Origin of the sequence: Pseudoduganella sp. SL102, from assembly GCF_027856995.1 — a bacterium.
Classification (GTDB): domain Bacteria; phylum Pseudomonadota; class Gammaproteobacteria; order Burkholderiales; family Burkholderiaceae_D; genus Rugamonas; species Rugamonas albidiflava.
This window is the reverse complement of the sequence record NZ_CP115554.1, coordinates 6,038,822-6,060,678: the sequence shown is the minus strand read 5'-3', so window position 1 is coordinate 6,060,678 and position 21,857 is coordinate 6,038,822. Positions and strand designations below refer to the sequence as shown.

At 64.5% G+C, this 21,857-nt stretch carries 20 protein-coding genes; 19 read left to right on the top strand and 1 reads right to left on the bottom strand.

The window, feature by feature from the left end:
* Positions 1 to 20: 20 nt before the first annotated feature.
* The 11 genes from OU994_RS25630 to OU994_RS25580 all read left to right on the top strand — a co-directional run bounded on the left by OU994_RS25630 (position 21) and on the right by OU994_RS25580 (position 14,218).
* Entirely contained in the window at positions 21 to 2,876 is a 2,856-nt protein-coding gene (locus OU994_RS25630) for a FimV/HubP family polar landmark protein (RefSeq protein ID WP_281608228.1), read from the top strand.
* 154 nt (positions 2,877 to 3,030) lie between these two features.
* A complete protein-coding gene (gene truA / locus OU994_RS25625) occupies positions 3,031 to 3,867 on the top strand; it encodes a tRNA pseudouridine(38-40) synthase TruA (protein WP_281608227.1) in 837 nt (278 codons plus the stop codon).
* A complete protein-coding gene (locus OU994_RS25620; RefSeq protein WP_373922631.1) occupies positions 3,864 to 4,574 on the top strand; it encodes a phosphoribosylanthranilate isomerase in 711 nt (236 codons plus the stop codon). Before truA ends, OU994_RS25620 begins: the two co-directional genes overlap by 4 nt.
* 187 nt (positions 4,575 to 4,761) lie before the next feature.
* The gene (gene trpB / locus OU994_RS25615; protein WP_281608226.1) at positions 4,762 to 6,003 is read left to right on the top strand and encodes a tryptophan synthase subunit beta; all 1,242 of its coding nucleotides are present in this window, start codon (positions 4,762 to 4,764) and stop codon (positions 6,001 to 6,003) included.
* Between the two features lie 205 nt (positions 6,004 to 6,208).
* A complete protein-coding gene (trpA, locus tag OU994_RS25610; RefSeq protein WP_281608225.1) occupies positions 6,209 to 7,006 on the top strand; it encodes a tryptophan synthase subunit alpha in 798 nt (265 codons plus the stop codon).
* A gap of 256 nt (positions 7,007 to 7,262) precedes the next feature.
* Positions 7,263 to 8,135 carry an acetyl-CoA carboxylase, carboxyltransferase subunit beta gene (gene accD, locus OU994_RS25605; protein WP_131144484.1) on the top strand — a complete coding sequence of 291 codons (873 nt, stop codon included), beginning with the start codon at positions 7,263 to 7,265 and terminating at the stop codon, positions 8,133 to 8,135.
* A gap of 130 nt (positions 8,136 to 8,265) precedes the next feature.
* Positions 8,266 to 9,552 carry a bifunctional tetrahydrofolate synthase/dihydrofolate synthase gene (folC, locus tag OU994_RS25600; protein ID WP_281608224.1) on the top strand — a complete coding sequence of 429 codons (1,287 nt, stop codon included), beginning with the start codon at positions 8,266 to 8,268 and terminating at the stop codon, positions 9,550 to 9,552.
* A gap of 8 nt (positions 9,553 to 9,560) precedes the next feature.
* The gene (locus tag OU994_RS25595) at positions 9,561 to 10,583 is read left to right on the top strand and encodes an SPOR domain-containing protein (RefSeq protein ID WP_281608223.1); all 1,023 of its coding nucleotides are present in this window, start codon (positions 9,561 to 9,563) and stop codon (positions 10,581 to 10,583) included.
* A gap of 35 nt (positions 10,584 to 10,618) precedes the next feature.
* A complete protein-coding gene (locus OU994_RS25590) occupies positions 10,619 to 11,107 on the top strand; it encodes a CvpA family protein (RefSeq protein WP_281608222.1) in 489 nt (162 codons plus the stop codon).
* Positions 11,108 to 11,147: 40 nt separating this feature from the next.
* Positions 11,148 to 12,668: an amidophosphoribosyltransferase gene (gene purF, locus OU994_RS25585; RefSeq protein ID WP_281608221.1), complete on the top strand. Its 1,521-nt coding sequence runs from the start codon at positions 11,148 to 11,150 to the stop codon at positions 12,666 to 12,668.
* 308 nt (positions 12,669 to 12,976) lie between these two features.
* On the top strand, positions 12,977 to 14,218 hold the full coding sequence (locus OU994_RS25580) for a cystathionine gamma-synthase family protein (protein WP_281608220.1): 1,242 nt from the start codon (positions 12,977 to 12,979) through the stop codon (positions 14,216 to 14,218).
* Positions 14,219 to 14,508: 290 nt separating this feature from the next.
* Here the strand turns inward: OU994_RS25580 and lexA are convergent, their stop codons facing one another.
* Complete coding sequence (lexA, locus tag OU994_RS25575) at positions 14,509 to 15,192, bottom strand: transcriptional repressor LexA (protein WP_281608219.1); 684 nt, start codon at positions 15,190 to 15,192, stop codon at positions 14,509 to 14,511.
* 344 nt (positions 15,193 to 15,536) lie between these two features.
* Between lexA and rpsF the strand changes: the two genes are divergently transcribed.
* The 8 genes from rpsF (at position 15,537) to OU994_RS25535 (ending at position 21,821) form a co-directional block, all read left to right on the top strand.
* A complete protein-coding gene (rpsF, locus tag OU994_RS25570) occupies positions 15,537 to 15,923 on the top strand; it encodes a 30S ribosomal protein S6 (protein WP_131144491.1) in 387 nt (128 codons plus the stop codon).
* Positions 15,924 to 15,938: 15 nt separating this feature from the next.
* Positions 15,939 to 16,229: a primosomal replication protein N gene (gene priB / locus OU994_RS25565; RefSeq protein ID WP_131148905.1), complete on the top strand. Its 291-nt coding sequence runs from the start codon at positions 15,939 to 15,941 to the stop codon at positions 16,227 to 16,229.
* 30 nt (positions 16,230 to 16,259) lie between these two features.
* Positions 16,260 to 16,550, top strand: a complete 291-nt coding sequence (rpsR, locus tag OU994_RS25560; protein WP_107143310.1) for a 30S ribosomal protein S18 — start codon at positions 16,260 to 16,262, stop codon at positions 16,548 to 16,550.
* Positions 16,551 to 16,583: 33 nt separating this feature from the next.
* Positions 16,584 to 17,036, top strand: a complete 453-nt coding sequence (gene rplI / locus OU994_RS25555) for a 50S ribosomal protein L9 (protein ID WP_131144492.1) — start codon at positions 16,584 to 16,586, stop codon at positions 17,034 to 17,036.
* A 581-nt stretch (positions 17,037 to 17,617) separates the two neighbouring features.
* Positions 17,618 to 19,003: a replicative DNA helicase gene (locus tag OU994_RS25550; RefSeq protein ID WP_131144493.1), complete on the top strand. Its 1,386-nt coding sequence runs from the start codon at positions 17,618 to 17,620 to the stop codon at positions 19,001 to 19,003.
* 76 nt (positions 19,004 to 19,079) lie between these two features.
* Positions 19,080 to 19,706, top strand: a complete 627-nt coding sequence (locus tag OU994_RS25545) for a DUF47 domain-containing protein (RefSeq protein ID WP_131144494.1) — start codon at positions 19,080 to 19,082, stop codon at positions 19,704 to 19,706.
* A 25-nt stretch (positions 19,707 to 19,731) separates the two neighbouring features.
* On the top strand, positions 19,732 to 20,742 hold the full coding sequence (locus tag OU994_RS25540) for an inorganic phosphate transporter (protein ID WP_131144495.1): 1,011 nt from the start codon (positions 19,732 to 19,734) through the stop codon (positions 20,740 to 20,742).
* Between the two features lie 95 nt (positions 20,743 to 20,837).
* Complete coding sequence (locus OU994_RS25535; protein WP_281608218.1) at positions 20,838 to 21,821, top strand: bile acid:sodium symporter family protein; 984 nt, start codon at positions 20,838 to 20,840, stop codon at positions 21,819 to 21,821.
* Positions 21,822 to 21,857: the final 36 nt, after the last annotated feature.

Below are 21,857 nucleotides of genomic sequence, written 5' to 3'. Positions count from 1 at the left end.
CCAACTTAACACCATAAAATATGCCCGTACAAAAACGCTCCAGGGTTGCTTCATTCGCGTTGTCTGCACTGGCCAGCGCCATCATCGGCGCGGCCATCCTCCCGCCGGCGCATGCCGCCGGCCTCGGCAAGCTCACCGTGCTGTCCGCCCTGGGGCAACCGCTGCGCGCCGAGATCGAGCTGACAGCGGTCACCCCGGAGGAAGCGGCCGACCTCGCAGTCAAGCTGGCACCGCTGGAAGCCTTCCGGGCAGCCAACATCGAATTCAACCCCGCCCTGGTCAACCTGCGCTTCGACATCGAACAGCGCGACGGGCGGCGCTTCATCCGCGTGAAATCGGCGCAGCCGGTCAACGAGCCCTTCGTCGACATGCTGCTGGAGCTGTCATGGGCCAACGGCCGCCTGGTGCGCGAGTACACGTTCCTGCTCGACCCGGCCGAGATGCGCAATGCGCAGTCGCCGCAGGTGGCGGCACCGGTGGAAGTGAACCGCGCCGCCGCCCAGGCCGGCGCTCCGGCGCCTTCGGCCACCCCGGCAGCCCCGGCCGCTCCCGCGCCGGCACGCGAGCGTCCCGCCACGGCCGAGCGCGAGCGCCCGGCGGCAACGGAGACCGACAACGTCCGCGTCAAGCGGGGCGATACGCTGTCCGGCATCGCCCGCGACGTGAAGCCGGCCGACGTATCGCTGGACATGATGCTGGTCGCGCTGTACCGGGCCAATCCCGAGGCGTTCAGCGGCAACAACATGAACCGCCTGAAATCGGGCCGCATCCTGTCCGTGCCGAGCGGGGACACGGTGCGCGCCACCGACCGTTCCGAGGCGCGCCGCGTCGTCATCGCGCATGCGGCGGATTTCAATGCCTACCGCAATCGCCTGGCTGGCCAGGTGGAAGCGGCCACGCCGGCCCAGGCGCCGGCGCCGCAGCAAAGCGCCGGCGGCAAGATCACCGCCCAGGTCGAAGAGCGGCCGAACGCCGTCAACGAAGCGCAGGACCGGCTCAAGCTGTCGAAGGCGGGCGAAGCATCCGGCAAGGCTGGCCAGGCGGCTGCCACCGAGGAAAAGATCGCCAAGGAACAGCAGGTCGCCGATGCCGCCGCGCGCGTCAAGGAACTGGAAAAGAATGTCAGCGACCTGGAAAAGCTGATGGCGGTGAAGAGCCAGGCCGGCGTGGAAGCGCAGCAGGGCGCCGTGCCGGAAATGGACAACCGGGGCGCGCCCGTCGCGGCCGCGCCGCAACCCATGGCACCGGCCGCCGCGCCGGCAGCGCCGCCAGCCAGGCCGGCCGCGAAGCCGGCGGCACCGCCACCCACGGTCGCGCCATCGCCGGCCGAGCCCGGCATCATGGATGCGATCAAGGACAACATGGCCGCCCTCGGCATCGCGCTGGCGGCGATCCTCGGCGGCACCGCCCTGATTCTGGCGCGCCGCCGCAAGGCCGCGGCCACGGTGGTGGAGCGGGAGGTGCCGGTGGCCGCCCCCGTCGAACCGGCCACGCAGTCGCTGATCGCCGAACCGGGCGGCCAGAGCGTGGACACCAGCAACAGCGTGTTCAATTCGAACTTCGCGCCTTCCGCCAGCCAGCTCGACATGAACGAAGTCGACCCGGTGGCCGAGGCGGATGTCTACATCGCCTATGGCCGCGATGCGCAAGCCGAGGAAATCCTGAAGGAAGCGCTGCGCACCCATCCGGAGCGGCACGCGGTGCGGCTGAAGCTGATGGAAATCTACGCCAACCGGAAGGACTTGCGCGCCTTCGAGGGGCAGGCCAATGAACTGTATGCGTTGACGAAAGGGCAGGGCGACGAGTGGGCGCAGGCCGCCGCGCTGGGCCGTTCGTTCGATCCGGACAATCCGCTGTATGGCGCGCAGGGCGGTGCCGGTCCACTGGCGGCCACCGCGGCGGCGGCGGGCGCCGCGGCGCTGGCTGCGGACGCTGTCCATTCCCCCGCGCCGCCGGCCGACTTTTCCGCCGTGCTGGACGATGCTGCGCGCGCCCGTGCCGCCGAGCCCGCCCCGCACGAAGGGCTCGATCTCGACCTGAGCCAGGAACCCGCTCCGGAAGCGGCCGTCAGCGCGCTCGACTTCGATTTCGCCGATACCCCGGCGGCGGCGGAGCCGCCGGTGGCGGAAGACCGCCTGGCGGACTTCGATTTCAGCGATGCCACGGCCCAGCCGGACGTGGCGGCCGCCGAACCGCCCGCTACGCCGGACCAGCCCAAAATGGGCGATACGGCCGATGCGGAACATTACCTCGACTTCGACCTGGGCGGCCTGGACTTCGATCCACCGTCGCCGGCAGCGGGCGGCGCCGACAAGCCTGCCGAGAAGGGCGCGGATGCGGCAGCCGACCCGTTCGACCTGGCGTTCGATGCGCCTGCCGCTTCAGCCACGCCAGCCGCACCAGCGGCGCGGGCCGACGCGGATTTCGACTTCGACCTGGGCCCGGACGACAAGACCCCGCCCGCCGCGGCGGCCCCCGGTGCCGATCCGCTGGCCGAGCTGGACCTGATGGACTTCGACATGCCGCCGCCGGCCGCAACGCCGTCCAGCGCGGCGGTGCCCACGCTGGACGAACCGGACATGGCGCTGCCGGACTTGCCGGAACCACCGGCCGCGGCACCGCCGCCACCGGAATTCGACCTGTCGGGCATCGACCTGGACCTGGATGAAACGGCCACCCCGCAAGGCGGAGCGGCCGACATCCCGGCACCCCTGACGCCGCTGCAAATGGAGATGGATACCAAGCTGGACCTGGCTGTCGCCTACCAGGAAATCGGCGACAAGGAAGGTGCCCGCGAACTGCTCGACGAAGTGTTGCGCGGCGGCAGCAGCGAACAGGTGGCGCGCGCCAACCAGATGCTGGCGCAGCTGGGCTGACGGCGCACGGCGGCGGCGTGGCCATCGCGGCCATGCCGCCAGGCCCGCGATGCAACTGCCGTCCCAGCCGCATCGCCAGCGGCATCGCCAGCCATATTTGCCAGCCGCAATTGAACGCTATAATGCCCGCTCTTTCATCATGATCGGGCAGGCATTGAAACGCATCGCATTGGGCGTCCAGTACAACGGCGCCGACTGGCAGGGTTACCAGGTCCAGCCGCATGGCCAGACCGTGCAGGACAAGCTGGAGCAGGCGATCGAGCGTTTCGCCTGCGTCCGCATCGGCACCACCTGTGCCGGCCGCACCGATGCGGGCGTGCATGCGCTGGGGCAGGTCGTGCATTTCGATACCCCCCTGCAGCGCGAGCCGCATGCCTGGGTGCGCGGCATCAACGCCTTCCTGCCCGATTCGATCGGCGTTCGCTGGGCCAAGGAATTGCATGAGGTAGGGCCGCCGTTCGACCCGTCCAGTGCCGACGAATTCCAGCCCGACAAGGATTTCCATGCGCGCTTTTCGGCACGGTCGCGCACCTACCACTACCTGCTGTACAACAATGCGGTACGGGCGCCGCTGCTGTCCGGCCGGGCCGGCTTCTCGCACCGCCCGCTGGACGTGGAGCGGATGCGCGCAGCCGTCCAGCCGCTGCTGGGCAAACATGATTTTTCCGCATTCCGCGCCGCCGGCTGCCAGGCGAAAACGCCGGTCAAGGACATGTACGAGATCGGCATCGAGCGCCACGGCGACATGATCCTGTTCACGCTGCGGGCCAGCGCCTTCCTGCACCACATGGTGCGCAACCTGGTCGGTTCGCTGGTCTACGTGGGGCAGGGCCGCGAGCATACCGGCTGGCTGGGCGAACTGCTGGCCGGCCGCAACCGCACGCTGGCCGCGCCCACCTTCATGCCGGACGGCCTGTACCTCGCACAGATCGAATACGACGCCAAGTGGGGCCTGCCGCAGGAAACGCCGCGCATCCTGCCGGCTTTCTGACGCACCACCGAGACCTGATCGAGGACATGACCATGCACCGTACCCGCATCAAGATCTGCGGCCTGACCCGCGAAGAAGACGTGGCCGCCGCCGTGGCCGCCGGGGCCGACGCGATCGGTTTCGTGTTCTACCCGAAGAGCCCGCGCTACGTGGCGCCGGCCCGCGCGGCCGAACTGATCGCGACATTGCCGCCCTTCGTCACGGCGGTCGGCCTGTTCGTCAACGCCTCGGCGGACGAGGTGGCGGACATCGTGCGCGTGGCGCCGGTGGGCCTGCTGCAATTCCACGGCGATGAAACGGCCGGGCAGTGCGCCCAGGCCGCCGCCGCGGCCAACCGCACGTACCTGCGCGCCTTCCGGGTAAAACCGTCCACGACCGGCAGCGAGCTGCTAGAATACGAGGCTCAATGCCGCGCTTCTTCGCGGCTGTTCGCCGGGCTTCTGTTCGACACCTATGTCGATGCCTATGGCGGCGCAGGAAAGGTTTTCGATTGGTCTGTCATTCCAAAAGAACTCGCGCATCGGGCCGTTTTGAGTGGTGGCTTGAGCGTGCAAAATGCGACTGGCGCGGTGGCGCAGGTTCGCCCGTTCGCGGTTGACGTCAGTTCCGGCGTCGAAGCCGCGAAAGGCATCAAGGATGCCAGCCTGATCGTGCAATTCATTGCCGCGGTGAAGGCTGGCGATGCGACCCCCGGGAACGACGCATAGTTCGACCATTTGGCTTTATGCCCGTTCGGCTTTATTGCCCGTTCGGCTTTATTGCCCTGCGTGAATGCTCGGCTTGAATGCCCGGCCTGGCTCTTCGGCTTGATTTCATCGGCGCGAAGTTCCAGGCTGGATGTTCAACCGGTATTCGGCTGGTACGGCCGCGGCGTTCCCCTTTCGAGAAAACGCCATGAATTCCCCATCCGATCTTGCCGTACCCCTGTTCCATGCCACCGATTACCAGCTGCCCGACGCGACCGGCCACTTCGGCCCGTACGGCGGCTCCTTCGTTGCCGAAACCCTGACCTATGCGCTGGCCGAGCTGAACGAAGCCTATGCCCGCTACAGCCAGGATCCCGAATTCCTCGAAGAATTCCGTTACGAGCTGAAGCACTTCGTCGGCCGGCCATCGCCGATCTACCACGCCAAGCGCTGGTCCGAACTGGCCGGCGGCGCGCAAATCTACTTCAAGCGCGAAGACCTGAACCACACCGGCGCCCACAAGATCAACAACGTGATCGGCCAGGCGCTGCTGGCCAAGCGCATGGGCAAGCCGCGCATCATCGCCGAAACCGGCGCCGGCCAGCATGGCGTGGCCACGGCCACCATCTGCGCCCGCTTCGGGCTCGAGTGCGTGGTGTACATGGGTGCCGAAGACGTCAAGCGGCAGGCCCAGAACGTCTACCGGATGAAACTGCTGGGCGCCACCGTCGTGCCCGTCGAGTCCGGTTCGAAAACGCTCAAGGATGCGCTGAACGAAGCGATGCGCGACTGGGTCACCAACATTGAAAACACCTTCTACATCATCGGCACGGTGGCCGGCCCGCACCCGTACCCGATGCTGGTGCGCGACTTCCAGTCCGTGATCGGCGAGGAATGCCTGGTGCAGATGCCCGAGATGACGGGCCGCCAGCCCGACTACGTACTGGCCTGCATCGGCGGCGGCTCGAACGCGATGGGCATCTTCTACCCGTACATCGACCAGAAGGACACCCGGCTGATCGGCGTGGAAGCGGCCGGCGAGGGCCTCGACACGAACAAGCACGCGGCCTCGCTGACGAAGGGCTACCCGGGCGTGCTGCACGGCAACCGCACCTACCTGCTGCAGAGCGACGACGGCCAGATCATCGAAACGCACTCGGTTTCCGCCGGCCTCGACTATCCGGGCGTGGGCCCCGAGCATGCCTGGCTGAAGGATTCGGGCCGCGCGCAATACGTGTCGATCACGGACGAGGAAGCGCTGAAGGCATTCCACGACTGTTGCCACATCGAAGGCATCATCCCCGCGCTGGAATCGTCGCACGCGCTGGCATACGCCGCCAAGCTGGCCGCCACGCTGCCGAAGGACCAGATCGTGCTGGCCAACCTGTCCGGCCGCGGCGACAAGGACATGCATACCGTGGCCGAGCGGATGGGCATGAATTTCGGCTGATCGTTGCTGAGCCTGGCAGTCCCGCTGCTGCGAAATATTTCCAAAAATCGGGGTCTGACCCCGATTTGAAGAAACATTTCCAGAAAAGGGAACTGTCCCCGTCTGAAGAAACATTTCCAAGAATCGGGTCTGACCCCGAATTCGAGGAACATTTCCAGAAATCGGGGACTGTCCCCGAATTTGAGAAACATTTGCCGAGAATAATATGTCCCGTATCGCCCAGACGTTCACCGCGCTGAAAGCGCACAACAAGACCGGTCTCGTGACCTTCATCACCGCCGGCGATCCCGCGCCGGCATCCACGGTGCCACTGCTGCACGCCCTGGTGGCGGGCGGTGCCGACGTGCTGGAACTCGGCGTGCCGTTTTCCGACCCGATGGCCGAAGGCCCCGTCATCCAGCGTGCCTGCGAGCGCGCCCTGGTGCATGGCGTCGGCATCCGCCACGTGTTCGAGTACGTGCGCGAGTTCCGCAAGACCAACCAGCACACCCCGGTGGTGCTGATGGGGTACGCCAACCCGATCGAGCGCATCGGCGTCGATGCCTTCGTCGAGCAGTCGCGCGAAGTGGGTGCCGATGGCGCGATCGTCGTCGACTACCCGCCCGAGGAATGCGAGGCATTCGCCGCGAAGATGCGCGCCGCCGGCCTCGACCTGATCTTCCTGCTGGCGCCCACCTCGACCGAGGCGCGCATCGCGCAAGTGGCCAAGGTCGGCAGCGGCTTTTCGTATTACGTGTCGCTGAAGGGCGTGACGGGCGCCGGCCATATCGATACCGCCGAGGTGGCCGAGCGGATCGCCGAGATCCGCCGGCATGTCAGCCTGCCGATCGGCGTGGGCTTCGGCATCCGCGACGCGGCCACCGCGAAGGCGCTGGCCGGCGTGGCGGACGCCGTCGTCATCGGCAGCCGGATCATCCAGGAAATCGAGGCGGCCGAGCCTGCGCAGGCCCCGGCCGCCGTGCAGGCGTTCGTCGCCGGCATCCGGCAGGCGCTGGACGAATAAGCCGTGCTGCCGAGCCCGTGTCAGCGTGCCTGGAGGGAGTGCGGCCCTGCATGGCCGCACCGTTGTGCGGGCGCGAAGCATGCTTCGCGAATTCCCCGCTCCCCCCATGACACGGGCTCATCAATTCTCCGCAGGCGTTCGCGCGCAGGCCGCATGAAAGCTTACGTCCGTGCTTAAAATTGTCAATTTTGAATGTTCGACACGACTGGCATAAACGGCTACACTTCGCCCCTCAGTTAGAGCAACAGGAGAAAATATGAGCTGGTTGGAAAAACTGCTTCCCCCCCGCATCCAGCGCTCGGAAGCCGCCGCCCGCAAGACGATGCCGGAAGGGCTGTGGGTCAAGTGCCCCTCCTGCGAGGCGGTCCTGTACCGTACCGACCTCGAGTCGAACCTGCATGTCTGCCCGAAATGCGATCACCACATGCGCATCCGCGCCCGCGAGCGCCTCGATGCGCTGCTCGATGCCGGTGGCCGCTATGAAATCGGCCAGGAAACGCTGCCGGTCGATACGCTGAAGTTCAAGGACAGCAAGAAATACCCGGATCGCCTGAAGCAGGCCATGGAAGCCACCGGCGAAACCGATGCGATGGTGTGCATGGGCGGTTCGATCATGAGCCTGCCGGTCGTGGTCGCCTGCTTCGAGTTCGAATTCATGGGTGGCTCGATGGGCTCCGTGGTCGGCGAACGCTTCGCCCGCGCGGCCCAGGTGGCGCTCGAGCAGAAGGTGCCGTTCATCTGCATCACCGCCACCGGCGGCGCGCGCATGCAGGAAGGCTTGCTGTCGCTGATGCAGATGGCCAAGACCACCTCGATGCTGACCAAGCTGTCGGAAAAGAAGCTGCCGTTCATCAGCGTGCTGACCGACCCGACGATGGGCGGCGTGTCCGCTTCGTTCGCCTTCATGGGCGACGTGGTGATGGCCGAGCCGAAAGCGCTGATCGGCTTTGCCGGCCCGCGCGTGATCGAGAACACGGTGCGTGAAAAGCTGCCGGAAGGCTTCCAGCGCAGCGAGTTCCTGCTGACCAAGGGCGCCATCGACATGATCGTCGACCGCCGCAAGATGCGCGAGGAAATCGCCCGCCTGCTGGCACTGCTGCAAAACCAGGCCGCCGAAGTGCTGGCATGACCGCCTGACAGCAGCCCGCCGCTCCGCGGCATCATGTGAACGGGGCCGGGTCCGCAGGGACCCGGCCCCGTTTCGCGTCGTGCGCTAGAATCATGTCTTTGCGCTTACTCCCCGCTTTTCTCCAACTCACATGTCCACCCCGTCCACCTTGCCTGAATGGCTCGCGCTGCTGGAATCGCGCCACGCCGAAACCGTCATCAACATGGGCCTCGACCGCGTGCGCGCCGTCAAGGAACGCCTGCAACTGCAGTTCGCCTGCCCGGTGATCATGGTGGCCGGCACGAACGGCAAGGGGTCCACCTGCGCGATGCTGGAATCGATCCTGCTGCGCGCCGGCTACCGGGTCGGGCTGTACATCAAGCCGCACTTCCTCGACTTCAACGAGCGCGCCCGCGTCAATGGCGACCTGGCTTCCGACAGCATGCTGGTCGAGGCCTTCGATGCCGTCGAGGCGGTGCGCGGCGATACGCCGCTGACCTATTTCGAATTCACCACGCTGGCCATCCTGCACCTGATGAGCAAGTCCTCGCTCGACGTGGCGATCCTCGAAGTGGGCCTGGGCGGCCGGCTCGATGCCGTCAACGTCATCGATGCCGACGTGGCCATCGTCACCAGTGTCGATATCGACCACGTCGATTACCTGGGCGGCACGCGCGAACAGATCGGCTTTGAAAAAGCCGGCATCTTCCGGCCCGGCAAGGCGGCCATCTGCAGCGACCCGGTGCCGCCGCAGGCGCTGGTCGAGCACGCCGGCGCGATCGGCGCCGACCTGTGGCTGATGGGGCGCGACTTCAACTATTCCGGCGACAAGCAGCAGTGGAACTACGGCGGCCGCGGCCAGCGCCGCAATGCGCTGGCTTACCCCAGCCTGCGCGGCGCCAACCAGTTGCTGAACGCCTCCGCCGCGCTGGCCGCGCTGGAAGTGTTGAAGAACGAACTGCCGGTCGGCGCGCAGGAAGTGCGGCACGGCCTGGTCACCGTCGAGCTGCCGGGCCGCTTCCAGGTGCTGCCGGGCCGCCCCACCGTGATCCTTGACGTCGCGCACAACCCCCATGCCGCCTCGGCGCTGAACCAGAACCTGGGCAATATGGGCTTCCACCCGTACACGTTCGCCGTGTTCGGCTCGATGCACGACAAGGATATCGATGGCGTCATCAAGGCCATCGGCGGCTCCATCGATCACTGGTGCGTGACGACGCTGCCATCGCCGCGCGCCGCCAGCGCATCGGAACTTGCCGCGAAAGTGCAGGCATTGGCGCCCGATCTGCATGAAAAAACCGTGCATATATTCGATACCCCGGCACAAGCTTTTGCAAATGCAATGAGCCGCGCGGGCGAGAATGATAGAATTGTGGTCTTTGGCTCGTTCCTGACGGTGGCTGGCGTCATGGCCGCCCGAAAATCTTCCCTTCACTGAAATCACGCATGGGCTTGTTCTCGAAATTCGGTAAAAACAAGCAGCAGTCCCCAGAAGACAGCGGCTACTACCGCGCCGCGGATGACCGCGCGATCACGGAGCGGGCCCGCTCCAAGCGCGCCTCGTCCGCCGACAGCGCCGGCGCCACCCGTGGCCGCGCCCGCAAGGATGCTCCCGATCCCGTATTGCCTGAAAAGAAGCGCGCGCGCCGCCGCCTGGTGGGGGCGATCGCGCTGGCGCTGGCCGTGGCGATCGGCCTGCCGATGGTGCTCGATTCCGAGCCGAAGCCGCTGAACAACGACATCGCGATCCAGATTCCGCCGCGCGACAAACCCGACAACAGTGCCAAGGCCGCCGCGGACGACACTGCAGCCGAGGATGCCGCTGTCGCTGACGCCAAGGAACCGGAAGAATCCCTGGCCGACGCCAAGACCGCCCAGGCCGAGGCGCTCGACCAGAGCGAGGAAATCGTCGAGCCGGAAGACCATACGCCGGTCGTCGCCGCACCGCCGCGGCCGCTGCCGAAGCTGGAGGAACGGCCCGCCCCGGTGAAGACCGAGCCGCCGAAAGTGGCCAAGCTGGAAGTCAAGCCCGAACCCAAGCCGAAGCACGAGGCGAAAGTGGCTGGCTGGGACGAGCCCAAGGTGGAGCCGAAAAAGCTGGCCGAAGCCAGGCCGGAACCGAAGAAACCCGAACCGAAGGCGGAAGCCAGGCCTGAAGCGAAGCCGGTGCCGAAAACGGACGACGCGGCACGCGCCCTGGCCCTGCTGGAAGGGAAGGCCGCGCCAGCCGCGGCGCCCGCCGACAGCGGCCGCTACGTGATCCAGGTGGCCGCGCTGGCCGCCAAGGACAAGGTCGAGGAATTGCAGGGCAAGCTGCGCGATGCGGGCATCAAGTCGTTCACGCAGAAATCGCCGTCCGGTGAATTGACCCGCGTGAAAGTGGGGCCGTTCGGCAGCCGCGAGGAAGCCGAGAAGGCCAAGGCGAAGTTGCAGAAGATCGGCCTGTCCGGCAGCCTGAGCCCGGCGTGACGTGATGCCGTGGCATTGACCTTTTCATTGCTCCTGTGACGATTTTCGATTACGTGGTGCTGTTCGTGCTGATCGCTTCCATCATCGTCAGCACGCTGCGCGGCCTGGTCAAGGAAATGCTGTCCTTGCTGGGCTGGATCGTGGCCTTCGTGGTGGCCAACGCGTACAGCGCGGCTTTGGCGGCGCTGTTGCCAGCCGTGATTCCAGGCGAGATCGTGCGGCTGATCGTGGCGTTCCTGGCGCTGTTCATCGGCGTGCGCATCCTGATGGGGCTGCTGTCGATGGCCGTGTCGGCACTGATCGAGGCGGGCGGCATGTCGCTGGCGGACCGCGGACTGGGTGGCCTGTTCGGCCTGGGGCGCGGCCTTGTAATCGTGCTGGCGGGCGTCATATTGTGCGGCATGACGTCGATCCCGCAGCAGGACTTCTGGCGGGAGGCCATGTTCTCCCCCATCGCGGAAACGGGCGTGCGCACCGTGAAACCGTTCCTTCCCGCTGCCGTGGCGCAGCATGTGCAATTTTAGAGTTTCTTACATCAAGCAGCACCCTGTTCAGGAGCACAATATGTGTGGCATTGTCGGCGTCGTTTCCCATCAACCTGTCAACCAGCTGCTGTATGACGCGCTGCTGCTGTTGCAGCACCGCGGCCAGGATGCGGCCGGTATCGCAACGAATCACAGCAGCATGTTCTCGATGCACAAGGCCAATGGCCTCGTGCGCGACGTGTTCCGTACACGGAACATGCGTTCGCTGATGGGCAATTCGGGCATCGGCCACTGCCGCTACCCCACGGCCGGCTCGTCGTCGGAAGAGGAAGCGCAGCCGTTCTATGTCAACGCGCCGTTCGGCATCACGCTGGCCCACAACGGCAACCTGACGAACTGGGAACAGCTCAAGACCGAGATGTTCAAGAACGATCGCCGCCACATCAACACGGATTCCGACTCGGAAGTGCTGCTGAACGTGCTGGCCCACGAAATCATGCGCGCCACCACCGGTTATTCGCTGGACGCCGGCACCCTGTTCGACGCGGTCACCGTGCTGAACCGCCGCGTGCGCGGTGGCTACGCGGCCGTGGCGCAGATCGCCGATGTCGGCCTGCTGGGCTTCCGCGATCCGCACGGCATCCGTCCGCTTTGCCTGGGCATCAATGAAACCGAGAACGGCACCGAATACATGCTGGCTTCGGAATCGGTGGCGCTGGAAGGCGCCGGCTTCCACTTCGTGCGCGACGTGGAACCAGGCGAAGCCGTGTTCATCGATGCCGACAACAAGCTGCACGCGCGCATCTGTGCCGACAATCCCACGCTGAACCCGTGCGTGTTCGAGTATGTGTACCTGGCGCGCCCCGATTCCGTGATCGACGGCGCCTCCGTCTACAGTACCCGCCTGAAGATGGGCGAATACCTGGCCGAGAAAATCAAGCGCGAAGGCCTGGCCGACGACATCGACGTCGTCATGCCGATCCCCGATTCGTCGCGCCCGGCCGCGATCCAGCTGGCGCTGCGCCTCGGCAAGGAATACCGCGAAGGCTTCATCAAGAACCGCTACATCGGCCGCACCTTCATCATGCCGGGCCAGGCACTGCGCAAGAAATCGGTGCGCCAGAAGCTGAACGCCATCGGCGACGAGTTCAAGGGCAAGAACGTGCTGCTGGTCGACGATTCCATCGTGCGCGGCACCACCAGCCGCGAGATCGTGCAGATGGCGCGCGATTCGGGCGCCAAGAAAGTGATCTTCGCCTCGGCCGCGCCGCCGGTGCTGTATCCGAACGTGTACGGCATCGACATGCCGACCCGCGACGAGCTGATCGCCCACGGCCGCACCGTCGAGGAAGTGTGCAAGGAAATCACCGCCGACGCGCTGGTCTACCAGGACCTGGACGACCTGAAGCGGTCCATCTCGGATGTCAACCCGGCGCTGACGAGCTTTGAAGCGTCGTGCTTCGACGGCAAGTACATCACCGGCGACGTATCGGCCGACTACCTCGACCGCATCGAGCACGCCCGCCACAATCCCAAGGTGAAAGTGGAGGACGCCGCGCGCACCCAGCTGAACCTGAACGCGGCCACCACCGAAGCGTAAGCACCAGGGCTCCGCGCGGAGCCCTTTTTGTATCCCCACGCTTTATCCTGCCGTTGCAAAACAACCGAATGCAACATCGGGGACAGTCCCCAACGTTGTAAAACAACCGAAACGTAAAATCGGGGACAGTCCCGGATTCGTAAAATCGGGGACAGTCCCGGATTGGCAAAATGGGGGGGCTGGAAGGAATCCTGCCTTGCATGGCAGGACCGCTACGCCGGCAAGGAGCGATGCTCCTCGGAATCCCGGCTACGCCCCCCGGTGTTGTAAAACAACCAGCGCTGGCTGGGACCTTTCTCCACGACGATATGAGCGAAAAGAAAAACTACGGTTTCACCACCACGATCCTGCACGGCGACCGCCAGAAGACCATCGAGCAGGGTTCGCTGCACAAGCCCGTCCACACGTCCGTGGCGTTCGGCTATACGGATGCGCGCCAGCTGGCGTCGGTATTCCAGGGCCGCGAGCCGGGCTTCCGCTATGGCCGCCAGGGCAACCCGACCGTCTCCGCGCTGGAGGAAAAGATCACCAAGATGGAAGGCGGCGTGGCCACGCTGTGCTTCGCCACCGGCATGGCGGCGATCGGCGCCGTGTTCCAGGCGCTGCTGCGCGCCGGCGACCACGTGGTGTCGTCGTCCTTCCTGTTCGGGAACACGAATTCGCTGTGGCAGACGGTGGCAGGGCAGGGCGTCGGCGTCGATTTCGTCGATGCGACCGATGTCGCCAACGTCGAAAGCGCGCTGAAGGACAACACGCGCATCGTGTTCGTGGAAACGATCGCCAATCCGCGCACCCAGATTGCCGACCTGGAGCGTATCGGCGCGCTGTGCGCCGCGAAGGGCATCCTGTACATCGTCGACAACACGATGACCACGCCGTACCTGTTCCAGCCGAAAACCGTGGGTGCCGGCCTGGTCGTCAATTCGCTGACGAAGTCGATCGCCGGCCACGGCAACGCGCTGGGCGGCGCGCTGACCGATACCGGCGCCTATGACTGGCAGCGCTTCCCGAACATTTTCGAGAACTACAAGAAGGCGGCGCCGGCGATGTGGGGCATCACACAAGTGCGTGCCAAGGGCTTGCGGGACTTCGGCGCCTCGCTGGGCCCGGAAGCGGCGCACCACATCGCGGTGGGCGCGGAAACGCTGGCGCTGCGCATGGAGCGCACCTGCGCCAACGCCGTGGCCGTGACGAACATGCTCGCGGCCGATCCACGCGTGGCGGCTGTGCACTATCCAGGCTTGCCGTCGCATCCCCAGCACGGCATCGCCACCGACCTGTTCAAGGCCTATGGCTCGCTGTTCAGCTTTGAACTGCGCGAGGGCATCGACTGCTTCGATTACCTGAACCGCCTGAGGATCGCCGTGCCGGCGTCCAACCTGGGCGATACGCGCACGCTGGTGATTCCCGTCGCGCACACGATCTTCTATGAGATGGGCGCCGAGCGCCGCGCGTCGATGGGCATTGCGGAATCGCTGATCCGCGTATCGGTCGGCATCGAGGATACCGCCGACCTGGTCGAGGATTTCCGGCAGGCGCTGGACGCATGATGTGCCGGCGCGACGGCCGCGGCTGGATGCCGCAACCGTCGCGCCAGCCGGAGTCAGGCGCCGCCGTACTTCAGCAGGGTTTTTCGCGTAGTGCCATCAGTTGACCAAGCGTCAGCCTGTCCAAGCGTCAGCCTGTCCAAGCGTCAGTCAGTCCAAGCGGGTGATGGACGAGAAGGGCAGCCGGATAATTGACGCCCGGCCCGCGGGTGGCTTTCGATGCAATGGCCATCAATGCAATGGCCATCAATGCAATGGCCATCAATGCAAACGGCCATCAATGCAAACGGCCATCAATGCCAGGTGCGCAGCAGCCCGACGGCCAGCCCTTCCAGCGCGAACTCGTCTTCCGGCGTCACGGTGATCACCTTGAAGTCGGGATTTTCCGGCAGCAGTTCGATGGTGGAACCGGTGCGGCGATAGCGCTTCACGGTGACTTCGCTGCCGATGCGGGCCACGACGATCTGGCCGTTCTTGGCACTGTCCACCTTCTTCACGGCCAGCAGGTCGCCGTCCATGATGCCGACATCGCGCATCGATTCGCCGCGCACCTTCAGCAGGAAATCCGGTTTCGCCGAAAACAGGGCCGGATCGACGCTGTAGGTTTTTTCCAGGTTTTCCTGCGCCAGGATCGGCGAGCCGGCGGCCACGCGGCCGATCAGCGGCAATTGCATCAGCAATGCCGCCGGCACTTGCGGCAGGGAGTCGAAGCCGGATTGTGATGGTGTCGACGATGACGTGGATGATGCCGGGCGCGCCGCCCGATCGCCCAGCAGGCGGATGCCGCGCGACGTGCCGGCGGTGATTTCGATCGCGCCCTTTCGCGCGAGCGCCTTCAGGTGCTCCTCGGCCGCGTTGGCCGACTTGAACCCCAACTCGGCGGCGATCTCGGCGCGGGTTGGCGGGAAGCCGGTGGACTCGATGGCATCCCTGATCAGGTTGAGAATTTGTTCCTGCCTAGCGGTGAGCTTGATCATGATGCGAATAGCCGTGAAATTAGCTGTGGATATGAACAGTCTGTATTTTTGTACAGTGCTAAAGGGAATGCAAGGGAAAACACCGTTCGAACATGAAATATTTGCGGAATCCGGCCGAAGGGCACGGTGGGCGGCGGAAATAGTCGGGAAAAGGGCGCCCGCTCTGGGGATTCGGCCCTGCCGCGCAGCGCGCCGGAGCGCGCGTTCTCGGCCCTGCGGCAGGGGTGAGGGCCTTCCCGGTGGCTAGCAATCGCTGAAAATTCCTGCTATGCTTGCGGGCTTACCTCTTCCCACACCTGTCTTGACGCCAGGGTGGGCTATCAACAGTCCTTAAGGGAGTTTGCATGCGTCACTACGAAATCGTATTTATCGTCCATCCGGACCAGAGCGAGCAAGTGCCCGCGATGATCGAACGTTACAAAGCCAGCGTGACCTCGCGCGGCGGTAACGTGCACCGCGTGGAAGACTGGGGCCGCCGTCAAATGGCGTACTCCATCCAGAAGCTGGCCAAGGCTCACTACATCTGCATGAACATCGAGTGCGACAACGACACTCTGGTCGAACTGGAAACCGCGTTCAAATTCAATGATGCCGTGCTGCGCCACCTGACCGTCAAGATGAAGAAAGCGGAAACCGCTCCTTCGCCGATGATGAAGTCGGTCCAGCGTGAAGACGCCGCCAAGAGCCACCGCGCTGAAGCCGCGGCCGCTCCTGCAGCAGCTGCAGCCTAAATCCGGGGAGTCTTGCTGAACGAGCTGAGGTTCACCGGCCTGATCGCCGAGCGGGAAGTCATTCGCTACACCCCCGCCGGGCTGCCAATCGTGAATGCAGTATTGCAGCACAGTTCGCAGCAGGTCGAGGCAGGCATTGCCCGCCAGACGGAATTTGAAATCGCCGCGGTCGCCGCGGGAGAGATTTCAGGCCGTTTCAGCGCCGCGCCACTGGGAGGTGCCTACGAATTTTCGGGGTTCCTTGCCAGGAAAAGCCGCAACAGCAAGAGCCTGGTTTTTCACATCATTGATTTTCGTGCCGCCTGAGCGACACAATATTTAATACAGGAGCCTAAAATGGCATTCGGTAAAAAGTTCGACAAAAACAAAGCCAAGCTGAAAGAAAAGCGCAAACAGCAGAACCCGCTGTTCAAGCGTAAGAAGTTCTGCCGCTTCACCGCCGCTGGCGTTGAGCAAGTCGATTACAAAGACGTCGACACCCTGAAAGATTTCATCCAGGAAAACGGCAAGATCATGCCGGCACGCCTGACCGGCACGAAGGCGCACTACCAGCGTCAAGTGGATACCGCGATCAAGCGCGCGCGCTACCTGGCCCTGCTGCCGTACACCGATCTGCACCACGCCTAATCGGCAGCAGTACAGATAGAACTGGAGAACATTATGCAAATCATTCTGCTGGAAAAAGTTATCAACGTCGGCAACCTGGGCGACGTGGTGAAGGTCAAGGACGGCTACGCACGTAACTTCCTGATCCCGCAAAAACTGGCACGCCGCGCCACCACGGCCGCAGTGGCCGAGTTTGAAACCAAGCGCGCCGAACTGGAAAAAGCCGCCGCTGAAAAGCTGGCTGCCGCACAAGGCCAGGGCGAGAAGCTGAACGGCATGACCGTGACCGTGGCACAAAAAGCCGGTGTCGATGGCCGCCTGTTCGGCTCCGTCACCAACTTCGACATCGCCGAAGCGCTGACCAAGGCCGGTTTCCCGGTCGAGAAAGCCGCCGTGCGCCTGCCGAACGGCCCGCTGAAGACTACCGGCGAGCACCCGGTGTCGGTGTCGCTGCACACGGACGTGGTGGTCGACGTGACCGTCGCCGTCGTGGGCGAAGCTGCCTGATTACCGGGATCTTTTCCTCGGTAAGACAGTCGTGCATGTAAAAAAGCCGGGTTCGCCCGGCTTTTTTATTGCCGGCCCGCTTATCGGCTCAGTTATCGGCTCAGTTATCGGCTCGCTTATCGGCTCGCTTGTCGGCTCAGTTGCAGGCACAGAAGCCGTGACGCGGTGACAGGCGAAACGATGCGCCGCGCCGCACCAGGACGGGCAGCGATACCGCGCATGCAGATCCGCGAACCGTGACCGCTGGCCGTTTCCACGAACCGTTTCCGCGAGCCGTTTCCACGCAGCCCCGGAACCCTTCGCGCAAGCCTGTGCCGTTTCCACCAGGATTCGCGCTGTTTCCACCAGGATTCGCGCTGTTTCCACCATCACTCGCGCTGTTTCCACCATCGTCCGTGCCGTTATCGCCACCGTCCGCGCTGCCGCATGAAGGGCGACAGGCCCGCCATTTGGCTGCTATAACAGACAGGTAGAGCGACGATGCACGGCCGCTGCAAGGCTGTCGCGAAAGCTGCCCGCAGGGCAGCGATCTTGCCAACCATTATGAACTTTGGCCTGCTTATGCAGGTATAATGCGCGCCATGAATGCCCCATCCGACCCGCAAGTCGATTCCCTCCGTATCCCGCCACATTCCATCGAAGCCGAACAATCGGTGATCGGCGGTTTGCTGCGCGATAACGCCGCATGGGACCGCATCGCCGACTTCATGCACGCGGAGGATTTCTATCGCTACGACCACCGGATCATCTTCGAACAGATGGTCCGCCTGATCAATGCCGGCAAGCCGGCGGACGTGATCACCGTGTTCGAAGCGCTGACGATGCTGGGCAAGGCCGATGAAGTGGGCGGCCTGCAGTACCTGAATGCGATGGCGCAAAACACGCCATCGGCGGCGAACATCCGCCGATATGCCGAGATCGTGCGCGACCGCGGCGTGCTGCGCCAGCTGATCACGGTGGCCGACGAAATCTCCGGCAACGCGTTCAGCCCGCAGGGCAAGGAAGTCAAGCAGATGCTCGACGAAGCCGAGTCGAAGATCTTCGCGATCGCCGAGCAGGGCGCGCGCGGCTCGTCCGGCTGGACCGCGGTGCAGCCGCTGCTGACCCAGGTGGTCGAGCGCATCGATGAACTGTACAGCCGCGACAGCGGCAGCGAGATCACCGGCGTGCCGACCGGCTTTGCCGACCTGGACAAGATGACGTCCGGCCTGCAGCCCGGCGACCTGGTCATCGTGGCCGGCCGCCCATCGATGGGCAAGACGGCATTTTCCGTCAACATCGGTGAAAACGTCGCGATCGAAGCGGGCCTGCCCGTCGCCGTCTTCTCGATGGAGATGGGTGGCGCGCAGCTGGCGATGCGTATGCTGGGCTCCGTTGGCCAGCTCGACCAGCATCGACTGCGTACCGGCAAGCTGAACGACGAAGACTGGCCGCGCCTGACGCACGCGATCCAGAAAATGAACGAAGCCCAGCTGTACATCGACGAGACGCCGGCGCTGAACCCGATCGAGATGCGCGCGCGCGCGCGCCGCCTGGCGCGCCAGTGTGGCAAGCTGGGCCTGATCATCGTCGACTACCTGCAGCTGATGACGGGCTCGCAGGCAGGCGACAACCGCGCCGCCGAGATCTCGGAAATCTCGCGGTCGCTGAAGGGCCTGGCGAAGGAACTGCATTGCCCGGTGATCGCGCTGTCGCAGCTGAACCGCTCGCTGGAACAGCGACCCAACAAACGTCCCGTCATGTCCGACCTGCGCGAATCCGGCGCTATCGAACAGGATGCGGACGTGATCATCTTCCTGTACCGCGACGAAGTCTACAACCCCGATTCGCCGGACAAGGGTACCGCCGAGATCATCATCGGCAAGCAGCGTAACGGCCCGATCGGCGCGATCCGACTCACGTGGATGGGCATGTACACCAAGTTCGGCAACTACACCGGTAACCTGTCGATCTACCAGGGCGACTGATACCCGGCAGCACCAAAAGGGGCCGTATAGAGCAACGGCCCTGGCAGCACCCCCGAATCAACCAACGGAGAATAAAATGTTTGGACGCCTGATGCCCACCGAGGGCAAATTCTTTGACCTGTTCAACCAGCATGCTGAACTGTGCGTCAAGGGCGCGAAAGAAATGCTGGGCCTGATGACCAATTTCGATGACCTGGAAAACCGCGTGCATGCGATCGAAAGCATCGAGAAACAGGCCGACAAGATCACCTACACCACGGTGGACCTGCTGCACAAGACGTTCATCACGCCGATCGACCGGGACGACATCCACAAGCTGATCACCAAGATGGACGACATCCTGGACATGATGGAAGACGCCGGCCAGACCGTGTCGCTGTACGACCTGCACGCCGTCACGCCGGAAGCCAAGCGCCTGGCCGAACTGGTGCTGGCCTGCTGCGAGAAGGTCAAGGAAGCGGTGGCCCTGCTGTCGAACATGGACAATGCCCGCGACATCGTCGGCATCTGCGAGGAAATCGACCGCCTGGAATCGGACGCCGACCACGTGATGCGCGCCGCCATGTCCAAGCTGTTCCGCGACGAACCGGATGTGCGCAACCTGATCAAGATGAAGGCGATCTACGAGATCCTGGAAACCGTGACCGACCGCTGCGAAGACGTGGCCAACATCATCGAAGGCATCATCGTCGAGAACGCGTAAGCGTCCGCACGGGTAAAACAACAACATGCAGACCTTAGAAATCAGCATCTACGCGCTGGGGCTCCTGATCGCCCTGGCGCTGGTTTTCGACTTCATGAACGGCTTCCACGATGCCGCGAACGCGATCGCCACGGTGGTCTCGACCGGCGTGCTGAAGCCGCAGACCGCCGTGGCCATGGCCGCCTTCTTCAACTTCGTGGCGATCTTCGTCGTCGGCCTGCATGTGGCGACGACGATCGGCAAGGGCACCATCGACCCGCACGTGGTGGACCACCACGTGATCTTCGGCGCGCTGGTGGGCGCCATCGTGTGGAACGTGATCACCTGGTACTACGGCATTCCCTCGTCGTCGTCGCACGCGCTGATCGGCGGCCTGGTCGGCGCCGCGGTCGCCAAGGCGGGTACCGGCGCGCTGATCGCCAGCGGCCTGATCAAGACGGTGGTGTTCATTGTCGTGGCGCCGCTGCTGGGCTTCTTCCTCGGCACGCTGATCATGCTGATCGTGTCGTGGGTGTTCGTGAAGTCCACGCCGCGCCGCATCGACACGTGGTTCCGCCGCCTGCAGCTGGCATCCGCCGCCGCCTACAGCCTGGGCCACGGCGGCAACGATGCGCAGAAAACCATGGGCATCATCTGGATGCTGCTGATCGCTTCCGGCCACGTGGCCGCCGATGCGACCGAGCCGCCCACCTGGGTCATCGTTTCCTGCTACGGCATGATCAGCTTCGGCACGCTGTTCGGCGGCTGGCGCATCGTCAAGACGATGGGCCAGAAGATCACCAAGCTGAAACCGGTCGGCGGCTTCTGCGCCGAAACGGGCGGCGCGATCACCCTGCTGATGGCGTCCTTCTGGGGCGTGCCTGTCTCGACCACGCACACCATCACCGGCGCCATCGTCGGTGTCGGCTCGGCGCAGCGCCTGTCGGCGGTGCGCTGGGGCGTGGCCGGCAACATCGTCTGGGCCTGGGTCTTCACGATCCCCGCGTCCGCCTTCGTGGCCGCCATCGGCTGGTGGATCGGCACGCAGATCCTGTAAGCACGGCAGATGCAGGATCAAGCAGATCGAGCACGACCGATGCGGTAAAGAAAGGGAGCCAAGGCTCCCTTTTTTGTATTCGGCTAGAATGCCGCATGCCTTCCGTTCTCGCTACTCTCTCCAGGTTCAAGCCCGACAATTTCACGCTGGTCCTGCTGGTCACCGTCGGTGTCGCCACGCTGCTGCCCTGCACCGGCCAAGTGGCCGTGGTGCTCGGCGACTTCACCACCTTCATCATCGGCCTGCTGTTCTTCCTGCACGGCGCCAAGCTGTCGCGCCAGGCCGTCATCGCCGGCATCACGCACTGGCGCCTGCACCTGCTGGTGCTGTGCAGCACCTTCGTGCTGTTCCCCATCCTCGGCCTGGCGTTCAAGCCGATCGCCCTGCGGGTGCTGACACCCGAGCTGTATGTCGGCCTGCTGTTCCTGTGCATGCTGCCCTCCACCGTGCAGTCGTCGATCGCGCTGACCGCGATGGGCCGCGGCAACGTGCCGGCCGCGGTCTGCAGCGCCTCGGCATCGAACTTCCTCGGCATCTTCATCACGCCGCTGCTGGTATCCGCCTTTGTCGTGCAGGGCCACGCCGAACGCTCCACCGGCGACGCGGTGCTGGCCATCGTGCTGCAGCTGCTGGTGCCGTTCATGGCCGGCCAGCTGCTGCGCCCCGTGATCGGCCACTGGATCGATCGCCACAAGCCGATGCTGCGCTATGTCGACCAGGGTTCGATCCTGCTGGTGATCTATACGGCGTTCTCGGCGGCGGTCAACGAAGGGCTGTGGCACAAGCTGTCGCCCGAGGTGCTGGTCACGCTGGGCGTGGTCTGCTGCGTGCTGCTGGCGATCGTGCTGGCGCTGACGATGTATGCCAGCCGCAAGCTGGGCTTTTCCCGCGAGGATGAAGTCACGATCGTGTTCTGCGGCTCGAAGAAGAGCCTGGCCTCCGGCGTACCGATGGCCAAGGTGCTGTTCGCCACGTCGTCGGTGGGCATGGTCATCCTGCCGATCATGCTGTTCCACCAGATCCAGCTGATGGTGTGCTCCGTGCTGGCGCAACGCTTCGCGGAACGGACGACCGACTGACTTTTCATTTTCTCAAATCCGGGATATATTCTCGGA